Genomic DNA, 17443 nt, shown 5'->3' with positions numbered 1-17443 from the left:
GTAGTGAACTATGATTTCATATTTTATTATTTCTTATTCGCTTCAATGACCCACAGTTTTTTGTCCAACTTGTATTTATTCAATATATATTCATTAGGAATAATCCAACTGAAGTCTGCTTGATTTTCATCAGCAATGGTAATTGTATAAGTCTTTCCAATCTCAAAAAATCCACTTTTATAGAATTCAGGACAAGTAAAAATCACACCTATAGAACTACCTTTATAATTGGAGTCAGAAAATTCGATAATTTCAAATTCAACGACCGTTCCGAAAGCAAAATTTCCACAATGAGGAGTTAAAGAAATTTCATTGATAATCTTTCCCGTTAGTTCAAATTGGTTTCCTTTAATTGAATCTGTTTGACTGAATCCAATAGTAGATATGCATATCAAAGTTAATATGAAAATTATTTTCTTCATCTTAATTATTGGTAATGGTTTTGTGTATTATTTGTTTAAGAATATAATTTGGCGAATAAAAATGAATAGAGAATCTGCGAGGGTTTTCATAAGTATATTATAAATAGCAATTAATTATTTACGGTGTTGCCAAGTAGTACTTTTATTCTCTGTTCATTTGATGAAATCCACTTATCTCGACAATAGCTTTAAAAACATTATCTTGGTCAGACTTTTTATTCCATCCTTTTTGTGCTAATTCAGCTCTAACTTCACTTTCTGACTTTTCCATTTCGAAAAGATAAATTGTATATTCAAGTACTTTTTCAGGAATTTTTTCAATAATATAATTTGCTGTAATTCCTGCAACTTTACCGACAGCTAAAAAGTAAGGGAAAACCATTTGAAAAACCCAACTTAAAGTAAGTCCAATCCAACCTGTATTTAAATCCTTTATTGTTAACCCGCCTTCAAAACGCAGTTTCATAAATTCAAAAAAGCTAAGTTCTGAAATGTTATTCTCTGCGATTATTAATTGATATTGTGTGAATAGATTCGTTATAAACATTACAATCACGATTCCTCCAATGATAAATTGAATTGATCTAAACTCAATGTAATTAGTTTTCTTTAAAACTTGACCAAAGAAGTATCCAATACCGATTCCAATTGCGAATTCATAGATTCCAATGAAATAGGTAAATTTTGTAGTTAAAAACGCAATTAATATTCCAAACAGAATTGCGATAATAAGACCTCCAATTATTGAAAGAACTAAATTTGGTTTTCCAAATTCTTTTGGTTTTGGTAATTCTGAAGGAATTTCATAATCTGCCCAACTGTTTTCTTTTTCAAACTCCGTTTCTAATTCAGAGAGTTTTCCGCTTTCTTGGTATTCTTTAGCTAACTTTTGAAAAAGAATAATGAATAAACCAGTTCTTTTAGAGTTTTTTCCGAAATCAATGAAATTACCTTCAATTGTTTTACTATGAACCTCAATTCGACCAGAAGCCTTTTTGGTAATTGTTATTTTTTCGGTCAGTTTATTCCAGTCGCCTTTCCTTTTAGCTTCAACTGACTTATTGTCTCTAAAGACAATTGGCCATTCTAATTTTTCAAAAACTTCAATAGTTAATGGGATTATTTGGTTGTCTTTTATATCTGTCTTGAAAGATTCAGAAAATTCAGGTTTATATTTAAAACTGTACTTCCTTTTTATAGTCGATTGTAGGTTTTCTAATTCTATGTTCATTTCGGTATTACTGCCAACGTCTCCGTATAAGAAAAGTAGGGCAGTTGTAAGCGATACTTTTCAGATTATACACAAGCCGAATTTTTAAATTTTACTATTTATTTTATTTTTAGGAAATTGTCAAATTGAAAAATTTGGCGACTTCCAAATAATGCCCAAGCCTTTGTTTTAGCAACGACTTGCGTTATTTTTTATATACATTGTTGCCATTAGTTACTTTATCAGTACTCCACTTCCGACAACTAATCCTCTTTGCATTATGTGTTCCTTGACATTTTTTAGAGTTAGACTTCCCATTACAGTAATCTCGCTTCCTTCTCCGTTTATTGTAGTGCCTGTTGATTCCATTCTAATTTCAAAAGGATAAGTTAAGTGACCATTGATTACGCAGACTGTGATAGGTTCAGCAACAATTTTATTTGTAATTATCTCTATCCACCTCGCTGGAATATCTTCTGCATATTTCTTTTGAAAGTCGACTTTTGAATAGTTATTAAATTCAATATCGATTTTTAAATCTTCTGTTTTATTTTCGAAGAATAATTTTTTTCCGCTCGGAATACTTTCAATATTATCAAAATTGGACATAACCAACCAATCATTATCACGTAATGAAAAAATCAATTCTCCCTTTTCGGATTTCATATCTAAATTCAGAAGTGAATTACCTTGTTCATCAGTAGTGAGCCACAACAATTGTTCTTGTTTATTGAGATAAATATTTTGAGCTCCAATGAAAACATTTCCCCCAATTAAGAAAACTAAATTCTCTCTTTTCCAATTTATTTGACCTTGTATTGAATCATCTGAAGATAGGAACGGATTTTTTTTAAATTCTTTTAATTGGTCATCTGTGAATGCATTATAATCGGCTTGCTTGTGATGTTCGAGGCATAATGCAATCATTCCCTCTGGTCTATGATGATTTTCAATATGCCAAGGTGGGTCAAAATGATGATAACTCAAATAAGGACTGCCACAACCATCAATTGGACATCCAAAATTGACTTCTTTTCTTAAAGCTTCTCTTACCTTTTTCGGAATGTTTCTGGTCATAGGTTCTAATTAATGGCAACGTTGTTGTATATGGTTTGTTGCGTGTTTTAAGCACCTAATTTATAAAAAATTACGGACAAATAAAGTCCGCGAGGACTTTCGTAAACTGGCTATAACTAGCAATGAATTATATACGGTGTTACCTGCTGGCTTTTTCTTTCAGTTCATCAAATTCTTTTTCAGTTAGGATTTCGGTTAATTCTAATTCAATCGTTGCTCCATCTGGATGATACCTTTGGTATTTTACCATTCCAATTCCCTTTGCGTAATAGGTAAATTGATGAAATTCATAGTTCTGGTCATTTTCGAGTGATTTAATCTCGTATTCATCCTTAAATTTTAATGTTGAATATTCAGTTCCGCTAATAGTTATTTTTTCAAAGCTATTTTTAGTTCGTTCTTTTATGAATTGTTCATTTCCATATTTTGGACTCGTGTATTTGACTGAATAAATATATTTGTTTGTGTCATTCCATTTATAAACATCTTTATCGACAATCGTTCCGTCAATCCGTATATTCTGTTTTTCGTCATTAACCTCAAAATCTGCATAACGAATTATTTCCGCTCCATTTGTTTTCAGCTCTTCCTCGAATATATTGTAAAGTCTAAAATCAGTTGTGAAAGATTCGGTTAGAATTTTATTTGTTTTCGGGTTTGTAGTAACTTTCCAATATTCAATATTCCTTGGATTGTTTTTGTCAACATATTTGTAAACTTTGATTTCCTTTTTTGTTCCAATTTGATAATAATAATCTCTAAAATTTTCTTGTGCAGAGCAACTTGAAATAATAAATATTAAAATCAGAAGTGTAATGTTTTTTGTCATACTCAATTTTTTTCAGCTTGCAGGTAACGTTAAGTGTAAACTGCGTTTTAATGCAGGTTTACACAATGTTATATATATGTTTTTTTGCGTTCTTTATTGAACTAAAATACAACTTAAATTCAAGTAAAAAACAGGAGTTCAAAAAAGAGCCCAAATGAGCATTGAAATCCGTTTGAAATAAAAAAAAGGATGCGCTTTATATTTGTATAAGGCGTGTGCTGTTTTTTAGCATTTACAACGTTAGATTTTATCGTTTTTTATAAAGAGTTGATTTTGTCAAATAAATCTACTACCTTAAATCAAGTTTTTGAGTACATTAACAATGTTTGAAAGAACTGTCTTTCACAGTGTAACTGACAAAAACTTAAATGAAAACCTATTGATTTTAAAAACTACATAAAATCGTTCCAAAATCTCTTTTCTAACGGATGTCTCCGATTCTTTTTTTGAATTATATATAACGGTTGTGTATAAGAACAGTAGGGCAGATTTGCACGCTATCTATTCGGTTGAGCCACAAGCTGAATTTTTAAATTTTTCTTATTATTTTTTCTTTCTCAATAAGCCAAATTTAAAAATTTGGCGACCTTGCAAATGCGCCCAAACCATTCGGTTTTGCTACAATTGCCCTATTGTTTTTATACGATGTTAGGCACTGGCATTTTCATCTTTCAGAAATTCAGTATCATATTTTTCTAAATCAATTTCAGATATCCACTTACTTAGATTTCTACGTTCTTTTTCATATTCACGTCTTCTTTCATTCTCTTTATTTTTGTATAGATAAAATATAGCAGCAGAAGTTAGAGATATCACAAAACCTGTTAGTGAATACATAAGACCCTCTTTGTCATTTTTAATTAATTCCATAATATCTTTTCTAAAAATGCCAAAAAGTGTTAGCATAATACCCAAAATAAAATAAACAGGAATTATCATTCTTATCATTTTACTTTTTCTGTAAAATGTTGACTTGTTATTCCGTATGCTTAATCTGCGATAAGTTTCTTCAATATCTGAAGCTGTTATTTCAATAAGTTCTTCTCCAGGATAATTTTTAGAATTAACGATATCATCAGCAATTTGTTCTTTGACTTTCTCCAAAACACTATTAAGTTTTTTTGAAGCCGAATCTGTGTATTTTATTGACTTTTTCATTTTTTTAGTTTTTTGAAGTTTTTCTAACGATAAACAAACCTACTCCGACAACTGCAGATATTACAAAGAATATTGTGAAGTGACTTGGTGCATTATCTTGTGTCGCTTGAGAACCTAAATAACCACAAAGTGCGGTTATCAGATATTCACCAGATTGAGCCCATAATTTCCATTTCGGTATTTTTTCATCTGCGAATGTTGAAGAAATTACCTTCACAGCTCCTTGAACATTTTCATAATTTATTTCTACCGCAGAATCGTTGGCCTTTCGCGCTTCTCCGAATTTTTTAGACTTATCGAATAGTATTTGGGAATATTCTGTAATAGTATTTTCATACCTTTTTACACCAGATTCCGTAAATCCTGTATCGATTAGTTTTTGTTTGTCAATTTGAACTAAACTCATTCTAATATAGTTGGTTAATGTTGGTTTCTTTTGCTTGTGCCTAACGTGATTGTGTATGGTTAGTTGCGTCTTTAAGCAACTAATTTAGTAAACAAAAACGAACGCAAGAAACTTCCGAAGGAATTTTCCAAATAAGCAACGACCAAAGCAATTAATTATACACGGTGTTAGGCTTAGTTATTTTATTCTATTTTCAATTCGTTTTCGTAATCACAACCTTTATTACAGACAACTTTATCATTTTCGATTAGATATTCTGTTCCTAAATATTCAGATTTTTCATTTCCAAATTCCAATGTTATTTTATTTCCATTCAATTTATATGTTCCGATATTTTCTAATTGACAACCCATATCATAAGTCCAAGAATAGAATTTTCCATTTTCATAAAGTTTTACTTCAATTAACTGATTGTAATTTTCGGTATTTTCAATTTTATGTTTTTCTTTTCCATATGATACTTGAAAAATCACAGACCTTAGAGTTAACGATATTAAAACGATAAGTACACAGATTATCATAACAGTAATTCGGTATTTTTTCCAATTATTTTTATTTAGAAAAATCCAAGAATTTATAAACAAAGCGATTGAAATAATTATGAAAATCAACCAAGCTAATCCGTAAAGTCCTTGACCAGCATCACAAATATTTTTATTTCCAGGAATTTGTTCCCAAGTCAATAATATTCCTAAAAAGATTACTATTCCGAGTGCTATTATTTGTCCAAGAATTTTAAGGAATATTTTCATTTATGGAATTGGTCTCTCGGGTTTTTCTAATTAAGCCTAACGTTGATGTGTATGGTTAGTTGCGTGTTTGAGCAACTAATTTAGTAAACAAAAACGAACGCGAGAAAATTCCGAAGGAATTTTCCAAATAGGCAACGACCAAAGCAATTAATTATACACGGTGTTGTGCGTTCGTTTTTATTCTTTTCCGAACAAATTTTCATATTCCTTTACGTGATGTGGAAATTCTTCTTCGTAAAAAGGATAATTGATTCCTAAAATTGAAATTTCATATCCATCTCTTTTCATTCCTGTAATTGCATTTCCAGCAACTCCTTTTATTTCCAGTCCATCTTGTCTAAATACTTTTAAACCAGATATCACTTGAGTGTCGATAAATTCAAATTCTGGGTCGTCTGTATTTATAACAATATTGTTTTTCAAACAGTATTCTTTAAAGAATTCGTATGGCGATTCAATTCGGTTAAATACAATCAGTCCAAATGCAACTCCCATTGGTGCATCAGCTTTTTCTAATTCAGAAGTCCCAATTAGAATTCCATTCAGATGTATTTTGTATGTTTTATTCATTAACTCTTACCAAATATGGTTCAGTCGTACTATTCCATCTTACCAAGTCAACTCCACAAGCACATTTTAAAATTCCTGTTTCTTTGTAAGGTGCTTTTATTGAGTCAAATTCAAAATCATATTTCGCTCCGCAATTATTACATTCAATTCTTCCGAAAGGACTTTCAGGTTTATCACAGTTAATATAATTTGTCATAATTTTCTTTTTTTATTCGAGTGTTCTTAAATGACGCACAACGGCTAGTATAAGAAACGTAGGGCAGGTAATAAGCGATACGTTTCGAGTTGGTACTAAGCCAAATATAAATATTTTGCTTTTATCTTTTTTCTCATAAACGCCAAATTTTATATTCGGTGACTTTGCAAATACACACAGATCTTTCGGATAAGCCTAAAGCGCCCTATGTTTTTTATACCTTGTTACCTGCTGGCCTTTTTTACATTATTAATTCACAATCAGAATCAAATATATTTGGCTCTTTGCATTTTAAAATCAACTTTTCGTTGCTTTTCAGTTCTAATATTATTCTGCTATTATTTAAATCTTTTTTACAGAATATTCTATTAATAACTTTGTTTTTTAAATCAAATTTGTCAGTAAAATCAATGAAATCATAAGAATCATCCTCAATGTCAATTTCGTCCCAGTTTTCCCAAAACCCTATTCCTGCGTCCAAAAAGAATTGATGCCAATTTCTATTTTCCACTTTAATATAAATAAGTATAGGCTCTTTAGTCTCTGGATTTTCACAGACAATTAGTTTTTCTATTTTTAATCCGTTAAACTCATTGAATTCAAATTCAGAATCTTGATATAATCTTCCTCTTGGTTCTGTAGTCATAATTTTCCACAATTTGAGCAATTATTCAGAATATCGGGGTTATCATTTAATATACGTTCTGCTATTCTTTCTTCCACAAGAGTTTTTTCTAAAGAAACTAAATCATTTACTTTTTTGTCTTGAAACCCATAAAACAATTCCATTTTATATTCAACTAAAGCATTTTTTCGTGTAACCGTCTCTCCGTGTTCTGTTAATCCTAATCTGTTTAATACTTTGATTTCTTCTTTAAGCATCCAATCTCGACATTGTTCGAGCAAGTATTTTTTTAATTCAGGTTCCATTTGATTTTTTCAGCTTGCAGCTAACGTATGAATAACAGGAATTCCCGTTTTCATACTAAATTTAGTCAATAACAGGAAGTATTTTTATCGAAACTTCCTGTTATTTCCCCTAAATGTAAAACAAAATGCACACATATACAATGCGGTTTTCCGTAATGCAAGCAAAGTAATTCGTGAATTACTAGTAAAATGGAATCCTATCTTCGCAGGAATGACAATTATGTGATTAGAGCGAACAAATTCTCGTAATGACGTGATTTTATACAGTAAATAACTAGTAGAAACTTAACGGAAATTTTTCTTAATACGATCCAGGTTACGTTTGTTGTCACGATCTTTCATCGTTTCACGTTTGTCATGAATCTTTTTACCTTTTGCAAGCGCAATAGATAATTTTGCCAATCCTTTTTCATTTAAGAATAAACGCAACGGAACAATGGTTAATCCAGCGTTTTTGATACTTTTTTCTAAGCTTCGCAATTCTTTTTTATTCAACAACAACTTTCGTGTACTTCGCGGTTGGTGATTGTAATGCGTGCCAAAAGCATATTCTTCAATATACATATTCACCACAAAAAGTTCTCCTTGCTCGTTAAATTCGCAGAAACTTTCGGCAATAGAAGCTTTGCTCATTCGAATAGATTTAATCTCAGTTCCCGTTAAGACAATTCCTGCCGTATACTTATCTAAGATTTCATATTGAAAGCGCGCCTTCTTGTTTTGTATGTTGATATTTTTTTGCATAAATGAGCGCAAATATAGGGATTCCACTATAATTTGTACTGTATTTTACCTTTTTAAGCTAAAAAAAGATCAATGCTAGTTTTGCCAACATTAATCTTTTCGTATATTTATTTTTTCGGTAAAGTTTAATTAATGGTCAATAACTGTACAGTTTTTACATTGCCAGTAACAGTTACGATATATACATTTCCGTTGTTATCGTCCTCAATTGATTCAAACATTTCTTTGTTTAAGAGCTTATTTGCAAATGAAGGAGTTGTGTTACTATGTCCAACAATTAAAACAGTTTTTCCCTTGGTTTCTTTTAAAAACTTATTCATTTTAATCTTAAAAGGATGGTATGAAATAATTTCCAATTCATTCGCTTTTGCTATTGGCATTGCCGTTTCTAATGTTCTGTTGTAGTTTGTAGAATAGACAGCATCAAACTTTACATTTTTGAATACTTCTGCCCAATAGGCGGCTCTATCATTACCTTTTTTGGTTAATTTAGGATCTTTGTTTGATTTGTCACTACGATCTTTCTCAGCATGACGGATTAAGTAATACACAGAAGTTTTCGCCGCTACAGCACTTGATTTAGTATTTTTTTCTTTTGATTCTTGCGCGAAGCAATTCATTACTAAGAATAGACTTAATAGAAGTAAAATGTTTTTTTTCATTCGTTTTTTGTTTAAATAATTGCGAGTGCAATTTCAATCATTTCTTTAAAAGTTTGTGCACGTTCTTCCGAAGTTGTTGTTTCATGGGTCACCAAACTATCAGAAATTGTTAATAAAGATAGTGCTTTTACATTAAATCGTGCGGCTAGTGTATATAAAGATGCTGTTTCCATTTCTACACATAAAACGCCATAATTTGCCCATTTTTTATAATAATCAGGATCTTCTTGATAAAAAATATCACTTGTTAAAATATTTCCAGCTTTTACAGGAATGTTTTTTTCGTTGGCAACATTGATGGCTTTTAAGAATAATTCGGCATTTGCTGTAGGTGCAAACGTTTCTCCATGAAATGGTAAATCGTTCATACTACTGTTTGATGAAGACGACATTGCCACCACAATATCCCGAATGTTTACATCTTTTTGATACGAACCAGCGCTTCCAACTCTGATTAATTTTTGCACATCGTATTCGTTGATCAATTCATGCGCGTAAATACTAATAGAAGGCGCGCCCATACCAGTACCTTGTACTGAAATAGGTTTTCCTTTGTACGTTCCTGTATAGCCAAACATTCCACGAATGTCGTTGTATAACGTTGGGTTTTCAAAATAAGTTTCTGCAATCCATTTGGCACGTATTGGATCGCCAGGCAATAAAACCGTTGGTGCAATTTCGCCTTTTCTTGCGTTGATGTGTATACTCATGTTAATAGGTGTTTTTTGATGCTGTTCCTGTAATGATAGCAATTCCGTTAGAAGTTCCCAAACGCGAAACGCCAACGTCAATATACTGCTGAGCCGTTTCATAATCGCGAATACCGCCAGAAGCTTTCAATTTTGCTTTTCCGTTTACTGCATTTTTCATGATGGCAATATCTTCTAATGTCGCGCCACCTGAACCAAATCCGGTTGAGGTTTTTACAAAATCAGCTCCAGCTTTTACTGCGAGTTCAGAAGCTTTTGCTTTTTCTTCATGGGTAAGATAACATGTTTCAATAATTACTTTCAAAACCTTGTTTCCAGCCGCTAATTTTAGTTGTTTGATTTCTTCTAAGATTAATTCATCCTTTCCCGATTTTAGCCAACCAATATTCATCACCATGTCAAATTCGTCTGCGCCATCTTCTTTTGCTTGTGTTAACTCAGCTACTTTAGCGTTGGTACTCATCGCGCCAAGCGGAAAACCAATAACACTACACACGTGAACGGAAGTAGTATGTTGTAAACATTTTTTTGCAAATACTATATGACAACTATGTACACAAACTGAAAAGAAATTATGTGTAATAGCTTCATTGCAAAGTTGTTCAATGTCGTTTAGTGTTGCCGTTGGTTTTAGTAAGGTGTGATCTATATATCGATTAATTTTCATTGTATATATTAAATAACGTTAGTTGGTTTTTATTTTTCCGCAGTGTAGGAACTCTAAAAACCAATATATCATATTTAGGTCAAATATATTTAAAATATAATCGTTGAAATGTGATAATTATCACGAAGCTTTTGCCAAACGTAAACTTTTAACACGTGCATCAAAACTAGTTTCTTCAACTGGAAGTACAGCATTTGCAAATAATTTCATGAAATTTTCATTGTGTTCATGCGCTTTTCCTTTTAAGATATTGAAATGAATAAACGAACTCCACATTACAGATTTTAATACTGTTTTATCTTCGTTCCACATGCGAATTTCAACCAGTAATTGTTTATTACCAAATTGAATTAATTGTGAATCAATAGTCACTGTTTCCATTACAAATGCTGGACGAATGTAAGCGATTTGATGTGAACCAACAACCCAAGTTATTCCTGTATTTTTTGCGTTTTTAAATATGTCTAAATCATACGCTTCAATAAGTTGATCTTCTCTAGCGTTAATTAAATAATCTAAATATTTACTGTTATTCAAATGATTTAGTGGATCACAATCTTGAAAACGGATTTTGGTTTTACTTTCTAAAATTTTTGGTAATTGTTTCATTGTAAATTGTTTTAATTATTATACCAATTGGTATATTTTAAGTTAAAAAAATAGTCTTAAGCTCTTAATTCTTCATTAATCATTTTGTCAATCTGATTCATACTATCTTTAATGTAAAAATCATCATCCATAGTATATGCCATAAAAATGGCACCTTGAATCAACGTGTCAATGCGTTTGGCAGTATGCATGGCATTTATTTTTGTAGAGATTTCTCCAATTTCAATTCCATCTTCAATAATGCTTGCTAGTTGATCTTGAATACGCTCAATAATAGTACGCACTTTTTGTAACAACAACGTATTTTGATTATTCGCGTCTACGCCAATATTTAAAATAGGACAACCGCCCATTTTGTTGGTATACATGTAATAATTGCGGTAAAAATCTGAGATCAGTAAAAGTTTTTCAATTGGTGACTCGCTTTTGTCCATGTGTCTAACAATTTCCTTCATTAAACTCTTAACCATGAATTTAAATGCGGCAATTGCCAATTGTTCTTTGTTTTCAAAATTACCGTAAATGGCACCTTTTGTCAAACCTGTAGCTTTGGTAAGATCAGCAATACTAGTAGCCGCATAGCCATTTTTGTTAAAAATTGGTGCTACGGTTTCAATAATAAATGCTTTTGTTTTTTCAGCTTTTGTTATCATATGTTCCAAAGATATGTAAAAAATATACCAATCGGTATAAAACGATAATTTTATTGTAAAAACGTAGTTCAAGTAATGTTTCTGTGTATTCACAAGTAATTGATTATTAGTAAGTTTATAGGGTTAACTCTAAAAGTCTAAATCATGAAGAAAAAAAATCTGAATACCAAGTTACATTTTAAAAAGAAAAAAATTGCTTCTCTAGATTTGCTATATGTATACGGAGGAATTGGAGCTTCTGACGATCCGACTACAGCTAATAATTCATTAGGAAAGCAAAGTACATGCCCAATTGAATCATGTACATGTGAAGTAACGGAAACAAATCCTATTAAATTATAATTTGTAAAATAGTTGTCATGAAAAAGAAAAATCTTACGACAAAATTAAATTTTAAAAAGAAAAAAGTTGCTACGTTTTGTAAACAAAATGTAAAAGGAGGAACTGGAAATACTGCAGACTGTCCACCTTATACAATTGCCGCTTTGTGTGGCACAGGAGGAACAGGAACTGGTGGCGGAACCAATGCAACGTGTCTTACAGATGCGGCGCTGAGTTGTACGCCAAGAGGTTGTGGAAACACACTTTTTAACTGTTAACTAGAATTACATACCTACCATAATTATAAATTTTGAGTTAGTTAAAGGAGATAGAAGTATGCGTTAGCGTATGCTTCTTAGTATATTGTGACTTATTTACTTTCGTAAACATAGATTATGACTTCACAAAAGATTGATGTAAATACCGATTACGACCTTATTTGCGTTGGTGGCGGTATTATGAGTGCTTCTTTAGCTTTATTGACAAAATTGATACAACCCAACTTGAATATTTTAATTTTAGAGCGATTGGATACAGTTGCTTTGGAAAGTTCTGCCGCTTGGAATAATGCTGGAACTGGGCATTCTGCGTTGTGTGAGTTAAATTATACACCAGAAAACGAAGATGGTGCTGTAGATATTACAAAAGCATTAAAAATCTGTAAGCAATTTGAAATATCGAAACAATTTTGGTCCTATTTGGTAAAAAATAATTTGATTGACGATCCAAGCGCATTTATTCAAAAAATGCCACATTATAGTTGGGTAACTGGTGAAGAAAACACAGCCTATTTAGAAAAACGTTTCAAAGCATTGAAAGCACATTTTATGTTTAATTCGATGGAGTTTACCAATGATATTTCTAAAATGAAGGAATGGTTTCCGCTTATCGCGAATGATAGAAACGAAGATGAACTACTAGCGGCTACAAAAATTGAACGCGGAACTGGCGTGAATTATGGCAATTTAACCCGAAAACTATTTGAAATTTTAGAATCTGAATACAACACCAAAGTACAATGCAACCATGATGTGTTGGATATTGATCCAGATGATGAGGTAGAATGGTCTGTAAAAGTGAAGAACACAGCAACGAACGAAATTCAACATTTAGATGCAAAACATGTATTTATTGGTGCTGGCGGCGGAAGTTTGTTGTTATTACAAAAAGTTGAAATTGACGAAAAAGACGGCTATGGTGGTTTTCCAGTGAGTGGCGAATGGTTGGTTTGTAAAAATGAAGCGCTCATTGAGCAACACTTAGGAAAAGTATATAGCAAAGCTGGTGTTGGCGATCCGCCAATGTCAACGCCGCATTTAGATACGCGATATATTAACGGAAAACGTGAATTGTTATTTGGTCCTTTTGCAGGATTCAGTCCAAAGTTCTTAAAAAAAGGCTCAAATTTAGACCTGATGAAATCGATTAAGTTTGATAACGTTTCTGCAATGTTTGGAGCATTTTGGCACAATTTACCTTTGACAAGATATTTGGTAGCACAAGTTTTGATGTCGCACGAAGATCGCATGGATTCATTACGAAAGTTTGTCAAAAATGCAAAAAACGAAGATTGGGAATTAATGATTGCAGGACAACGCGTGCAAATTATCAAAAAGGATGAATTTGAAGGCGGAAAATTACAATTCGGAACCGAAGTCGTTCATAGCAAAGACGGAAGTATTACAGCATTGTTAGGCGCTTCACCTGGTGCGTCTACTGCAGTTCAGATTATGCTAGAAGTGTTAGAAATTGCATTTCCAGAAGAAGTACATTCCGACCACGGAAAAAAGCTATTAAAAGAATTAGTTCCTTTTTGGAAACAGGAATTGACGAAAGAGTTGTTTGATGAGCAGTTAGCAGAAGTTACAAAGGTTTTAGGATTGGAGTAGGTTTCAGTTGACAGTTTTCAGTTCTCGATTTTTAGTTTTTCTACGCGTCACATCGAGTGGTTTTTCGTGCTAGAATGAAGAAAAATTGTATCGAGATGTTGTTACGAATTTTGCGAATTTTTCAATCAGTTTGCTTTTAAAAGCTTGATGGTTTTACTTTCTCACTTCTCTTCCTTGATACTTGTCATCAATAAAGACTAAAAAATTAGACATTCCTAAAACATCATTATTTCCTTTTATTTTAGTAATTAAATACCATTTTTCATTTTCAAAATTTTGTGGATCTTCCCAATCTATTTCTAAATAATCTGGTTGCATATTTTTTACATCTTCAATGTTCAATCCAATTTCAATAGTATCAATCCAATCTAGCATTTCATTGTAATAATTTTTACAACTGATAGCTAAAAATAAAATGAGTAGTGGAATAATAAGCTTCGTATGTTTCATATGTCTTATGAATTGATTTAGAAATTTCTAATTTAATGTAAGTTTGATATAACTTTTGCAAAATTAAAATTTTAGGATTTCTTTAGAATTCCAAACTAATTATTTTCTTCACGAATCCGCAATTTTTAGTCTTTTTAGATACAAGTTAAAAACATGCGCTAGCTTAAGAGAAATTTAACAATCAAAAGAGCAATAGCGAGTCTTAAAATCTGAGTAGTCCGTTTTATGTAAAATTTCAGCACGACGTTTCACTAAAGATACTTCACACAACTTTAACTTTTCCCAATAAAATAAAGCTTTGCGCACAGCGTTTATATACTGAATCTTGTAGTTCAGGAACTATTTATAGTTTCTGTCTTTGTTAGTAAATGCAAAGCGCAACTAATTTTAGTTGCGCTTTGTGTGTTTTAGTGAAGCTCAATTTTGGGAAGTCAGCAAGACAAACACAAAATTACAAGCTAAACTAATTCCGCTGAAGAGCAGAATCTTAATTCACAATCAAATCTGTTTGATTTCGAAATACGAGTTCGTTGTCAAATTCATCTAAGAGAATAATACTGTCAACAGTCACTTTTCCGCTTAATATTTCTTTTGAAAGTTGATTCAATACTTTACGTTGCAGAACACGTTTTACAGGACGCGCACCAAATTGTGGATCGAATCCTTGCTTTGCTAAATAGGCAATTGCTTCTTCTGTTGCATCCAACGTAATTTGTTGTTTTTCTAACATTTTGATCACATTTTTAAATTGTAATCGGACAATTTCTTTGATGTTATTTTGTGATAATGGTGTAAACATGACAATATCATCAATTCGATTTAAAAACTCAGGTCGAACCGTTTGTTTCAGTAAACCTAACACGTCCACTTTAGCGGCTTCCATAGCTGTATCAATATCTTTTACCGCTTTAAATTTTTCTTCTATGATATGGCTTCCCATATTTGAGGTCATAATAATGATTGTGTTTTTGAAGTCCGCAATTCTCCCTTTATTATCGGTCAATCTTCCTTCATCCAATACTTGTAAAAGCACATTGAACGTATCAGGATGCGCTTTTTCAATTTCATCTAATAACACAACCGAATATGGTTTGCGTCGCACAGCTTCCGTTAATTGTCCGCCTTCGTCATATCCTACATATCCTGGAGGCGCACCAACCAATCTGCTTACAGAGTGCGATTCTTGATATTCGCTCATGTCAATTCGCGTCATGGCACTTTCATCATCAAATAAATAGGCCGCAAGTGCTTTTGCTAATTCTGTTTTTCCAACACCAGTTGTTCCTAAAAATAGAAACGAACCAATTGGGCGATTTGCATCTTGTAATCCAGCGCGACTTCTGCGTACAGCGTCAGAAACTGCTGTAATTGCTTCTTCTTGTCCAACCACACGTTTGTGCAATTCGTTTTCTAGTTGAAGCAATTTTTCGCGTTCGCTTTGCAGCATTTTAGTCACAGGAATTCCGGTCCATTTTGCTACAACTTCTGCAATATCTTCGTTCGTAACTTCTTCTTTTATTAATGCATTATCATCTTGTAATGATAACTCATGTTGTAATGCATCTAATGTTGCTTGTGCTTCTTTAATTTTTCCATAACGGATTTCGGCAACTTTTCCATAATTTCCTTCACGTTCTGCTCGCTCCGCTTCCGCGCGATAATTCTCAATGGCTTCTTTCGTTACTTGGACACTATCTACGATGTCTTTTTCAGATTGCCATTTGGCAAAAATTTCGTTGCGTTCTTCTTTGATGTTAGCCAATTCAGCATTAAGCGATTTTAACTTCGTTTCATCATTTTCACGTTTAATAGCTTCAATTTCAATTTCTAACTGCATAATTTTTCTATCTAAAACGTCTAAATTTTCAGGTTTAGAATTGATTTCCATGCGTAATTTTGAAGCCGCTTCATCAATTAAATCAATAGCTTTATCTGGCAGAAAACGATTTGTAATATAGCGTTGTGAAAGTTCTACAGCCGAAATAATAGCTTCATCTTTGATACGTACTTTATGATGTGTTTCGTACTTTTCTTTGATTCCTCTTAAAATAGAAATGGCACTTTCCGTATCAGGTTCGTTCACCATAATTTTCTGAAAACGACGTTCCAACGCTTTGTCTTTTTCAAAGTATTTTTGGTATTCATCCAACGTTGTAGCTCCAATGGCTCTGAGTTCGCCACGTGCCAATGCAGGTTTTAAAATGTTTGCCGCGTCCATTGCACCTTGTCCGCCGCCAGCGCCAACAAGTGTATGAATTTCATCAATAAATAAGACAATATCACCATCTGCGGAAGTAACTTCTTTGATCACGGCTTTTAAACGTTCTTCAAATTCACCTTTAAATTTTGCACCCGCAATTAATGCGCCCATATCAAGCGAAAATATTTGCTTGTCTTTCAGGTTTTCAGGAACATCACCTTGAATGATTCTGTGAGCTAAACCTTCCGCAATTGCGGTTTTACCAACACCAGGCTCACCAACTAAGATTGGATTGTTTTTTGTGCGTCTTGATAAAATTTGCAAGACTCTACGGATTTCTTCGTCGCGACCAATAACAGGATCGAGTTTACCGTCATTAGCGAGTTGATTTAAGTTATTCGCGTACTTATTCAACGAATTGTATGTTTCTTCCGCATTTGCAGAAGTAACACGTTCGCCTTTACTGAGTTCTTGAATGGCGGCTTTTAAATCTTTTTCCGTAACACCTTGATCTTTTAAAATCTGCGCAATTTTACTGTTCGATTTAAATATTGCCAATACTAAGTGTGATGTTGAAACAAATTCATCATCCATATCTTTGGCAATAATACTAGCATCTGTGAGCGTTTTTCCAGTTGCAGGCGATAGCATAATGTTTCCACCACTAACTTTTGCAAAACTTGTCAGTGTGCTTTCTAAAATTTGATTTAGTAGCGAAACATTGACATCAAGTTTTTTTAATAGAAAAGGCAAAACATTATCATCAACTTCCATGATTGCTTTGAACAAGTGTTCGTTTTCAATGAGTTGATGTCCGTATGTTTGGGTAAGTTGCTGTGCTTGTTGTACAGCTTCTTGTGATTTTATAGTGTAATTATTAAAGTTCATAACGTTCTATTGTGTGTTTTTTGGTAGTTTTGCAATTCTTGTTCCATTTACGAAACCCAGACAAAATGGCGGTTTAGGCGTAAGTTTTCAAGACATTTTG

The 17443-nt window shown here is 32.5% G+C and carries 22 protein-coding genes; 3 read left to right on the top strand and 19 right to left on the bottom strand.

The genetic code is table 11. From position 1 onward, the window contains the following. Positions 1-26: 26 nt before the first annotated feature. The 17 genes from ACQ654_RS25285 to ACQ654_RS25205 all read right to left on the bottom strand — a co-directional run bounded on the left by ACQ654_RS25285 (position 27) and on the right by ACQ654_RS25205 (position 11595). Positions 27-422, bottom strand: a complete 396-nt coding sequence (locus ACQ654_RS25285; RefSeq protein WP_430413189.1) for a hypothetical protein — start codon at positions 420-422, stop codon at positions 27-29. Positions 423-564: 142 nt separating this feature from the next. After that, complete coding sequence (locus tag ACQ654_RS25280; protein WP_430413188.1) at positions 565-1653, bottom strand: hypothetical protein; 1089 nt, start codon at positions 1651-1653, stop codon at positions 565-567. A gap of 213 nt (positions 1654-1866) precedes the next feature. Continuing rightward, positions 1867-2709 (bottom strand): hypothetical protein, encoded by an 843-nt coding sequence (locus ACQ654_RS25275; RefSeq protein WP_430413187.1) that lies wholly within the window; start codon positions 2707-2709, stop codon positions 1867-1869. 139 nt (positions 2710-2848) lie between these two features. Next, positions 2849-3538 (bottom strand): hypothetical protein, encoded by a 690-nt coding sequence (locus tag ACQ654_RS25270; RefSeq protein ID WP_430413186.1) that lies wholly within the window; start codon positions 3536-3538, stop codon positions 2849-2851. Positions 3539-4186: 648 nt separating this feature from the next. Next, the gene (locus tag ACQ654_RS25265; RefSeq protein ID WP_430413185.1) at positions 4187-4696 is read right to left on the bottom strand and encodes a hypothetical protein; all 510 of its coding nucleotides are present in this window, start codon (positions 4694-4696) and stop codon (positions 4187-4189) included. 4 nt (positions 4697-4700) lie between these two features. Then, on the bottom strand, positions 4701-5102 hold the full coding sequence (locus ACQ654_RS25260) for a hypothetical protein (protein WP_430413184.1): 402 nt from the start codon (positions 5100-5102) through the stop codon (positions 4701-4703). Positions 5103-5284: 182 nt separating this feature from the next. Then, a complete protein-coding gene (locus tag ACQ654_RS25255) occupies positions 5285-5854 on the bottom strand; it encodes a hypothetical protein (protein ID WP_430413183.1) in 570 nt (189 codons plus the stop codon). 177 nt (positions 5855-6031) lie between these two features. Next, positions 6032-6424: a hypothetical protein gene (locus ACQ654_RS25250; RefSeq protein ID WP_430413182.1), complete on the bottom strand. Its 393-nt coding sequence runs from the start codon at positions 6422-6424 to the stop codon at positions 6032-6034. Next, positions 6417-6620 carry a hypothetical protein gene (locus ACQ654_RS25245; protein WP_430413181.1) on the bottom strand — a complete coding sequence of 68 codons (204 nt, stop codon included), beginning with the start codon at positions 6618-6620 and terminating at the stop codon, positions 6417-6419. Before ACQ654_RS25245 ends, ACQ654_RS25250 begins: the two co-directional genes overlap by 8 nt. 241 nt (positions 6621-6861) lie before the next feature. Beyond that, a complete protein-coding gene (locus tag ACQ654_RS25240; RefSeq protein WP_430413180.1) occupies positions 6862-7266 on the bottom strand; it encodes a hypothetical protein in 405 nt (134 codons plus the stop codon). Next, a complete protein-coding gene (locus ACQ654_RS25235) occupies positions 7263-7550 on the bottom strand; it encodes a hypothetical protein (protein ID WP_430413179.1) in 288 nt (95 codons plus the stop codon). The genes ACQ654_RS25240 and ACQ654_RS25235 overlap by 4 nt, the downstream gene beginning before the upstream one ends. A 285-nt stretch (positions 7551-7835) precedes the next feature. Beyond that, entirely contained in the window at positions 7836-8294 is a 459-nt protein-coding gene (gene smpB, locus ACQ654_RS25230) for an SsrA-binding protein SmpB (protein ID WP_298425715.1), read from the bottom strand. 125 nt (positions 8295-8419) lie between these two features. Beyond that, positions 8420-8956 carry a SixA phosphatase family protein gene (locus tag ACQ654_RS25225; protein ID WP_430413178.1) on the bottom strand — a complete coding sequence of 179 codons (537 nt, stop codon included), beginning with the start codon at positions 8954-8956 and terminating at the stop codon, positions 8420-8422. Between the two features lie 11 nt (positions 8957-8967). Further along, positions 8968-9666: a purine-nucleoside phosphorylase gene (gene deoD / locus ACQ654_RS25220; RefSeq protein WP_430413177.1), complete on the bottom strand. Its 699-nt coding sequence runs from the start codon at positions 9664-9666 to the stop codon at positions 8968-8970. A gap of 1 nt (position 9667) precedes the next feature. Next, a complete protein-coding gene (gene deoC, locus ACQ654_RS25215) occupies positions 9668-10333 on the bottom strand; it encodes a deoxyribose-phosphate aldolase (protein ID WP_430413176.1) in 666 nt (221 codons plus the stop codon). Between the two features lie 120 nt (positions 10334-10453). Next, the gene (locus tag ACQ654_RS25210; RefSeq protein ID WP_430413175.1) at positions 10454-10942 is read right to left on the bottom strand and encodes an acyl-CoA thioesterase; all 489 of its coding nucleotides are present in this window, start codon (positions 10940-10942) and stop codon (positions 10454-10456) included. 56 nt (positions 10943-10998) lie between these two features. After that, complete coding sequence (locus ACQ654_RS25205) at positions 10999-11595, bottom strand: TetR/AcrR family transcriptional regulator (RefSeq protein WP_430413174.1); 597 nt, start codon at positions 11593-11595, stop codon at positions 10999-11001. A gap of 144 nt (positions 11596-11739) precedes the next feature. Between ACQ654_RS25205 and ACQ654_RS25200 the strand changes: the two genes are divergently transcribed. The 3 genes from ACQ654_RS25200 to mqo all read left to right on the top strand — a co-directional run bounded on the left by ACQ654_RS25200 (position 11740) and on the right by mqo (position 13805). Continuing rightward, a complete protein-coding gene (locus ACQ654_RS25200; RefSeq protein ID WP_430413173.1) occupies positions 11740-11937 on the top strand; it encodes a hypothetical protein in 198 nt (65 codons plus the stop codon). A 17-nt stretch (positions 11938-11954) separates the two neighbouring features. After that, positions 11955-12194, top strand: a complete 240-nt coding sequence (locus tag ACQ654_RS25195) for a hypothetical protein (protein ID WP_430413172.1) — start codon at positions 11955-11957, stop codon at positions 12192-12194. A gap of 117 nt (positions 12195-12311) precedes the next feature. Further along, on the top strand, positions 12312-13805 hold the full coding sequence (gene mqo, locus ACQ654_RS25190) for a malate dehydrogenase (quinone) (protein ID WP_430413171.1): 1494 nt from the start codon (positions 12312-12314) through the stop codon (positions 13803-13805). 153 nt (positions 13806-13958) lie between these two features. Here the strand turns inward: mqo and ACQ654_RS25185 are convergent, their stop codons facing one another. Then, entirely contained in the window at positions 13959-14255 is a 297-nt protein-coding gene (locus tag ACQ654_RS25185; protein WP_430413170.1) for a hypothetical protein, read from the bottom strand. A 487-nt stretch (positions 14256-14742) separates the two neighbouring features. Beyond that, positions 14743-17343 carry an ATP-dependent chaperone ClpB gene (gene clpB, locus ACQ654_RS25180; protein ID WP_430413169.1) on the bottom strand — a complete coding sequence of 867 codons (2601 nt, stop codon included), beginning with the start codon at positions 17341-17343 and terminating at the stop codon, positions 14743-14745. Positions 17344-17443 lie beyond the last annotated feature (100 nt).

Origin of the sequence: Kordia sp. (assembly GCF_965283645.1) — a bacterium.
Classification (GTDB): Bacteria; Bacteroidota; Bacteroidia; order Flavobacteriales; family Flavobacteriaceae; genus Kordia.
This window is presented reverse-complemented; position numbering and strand designations above follow the sequence as displayed.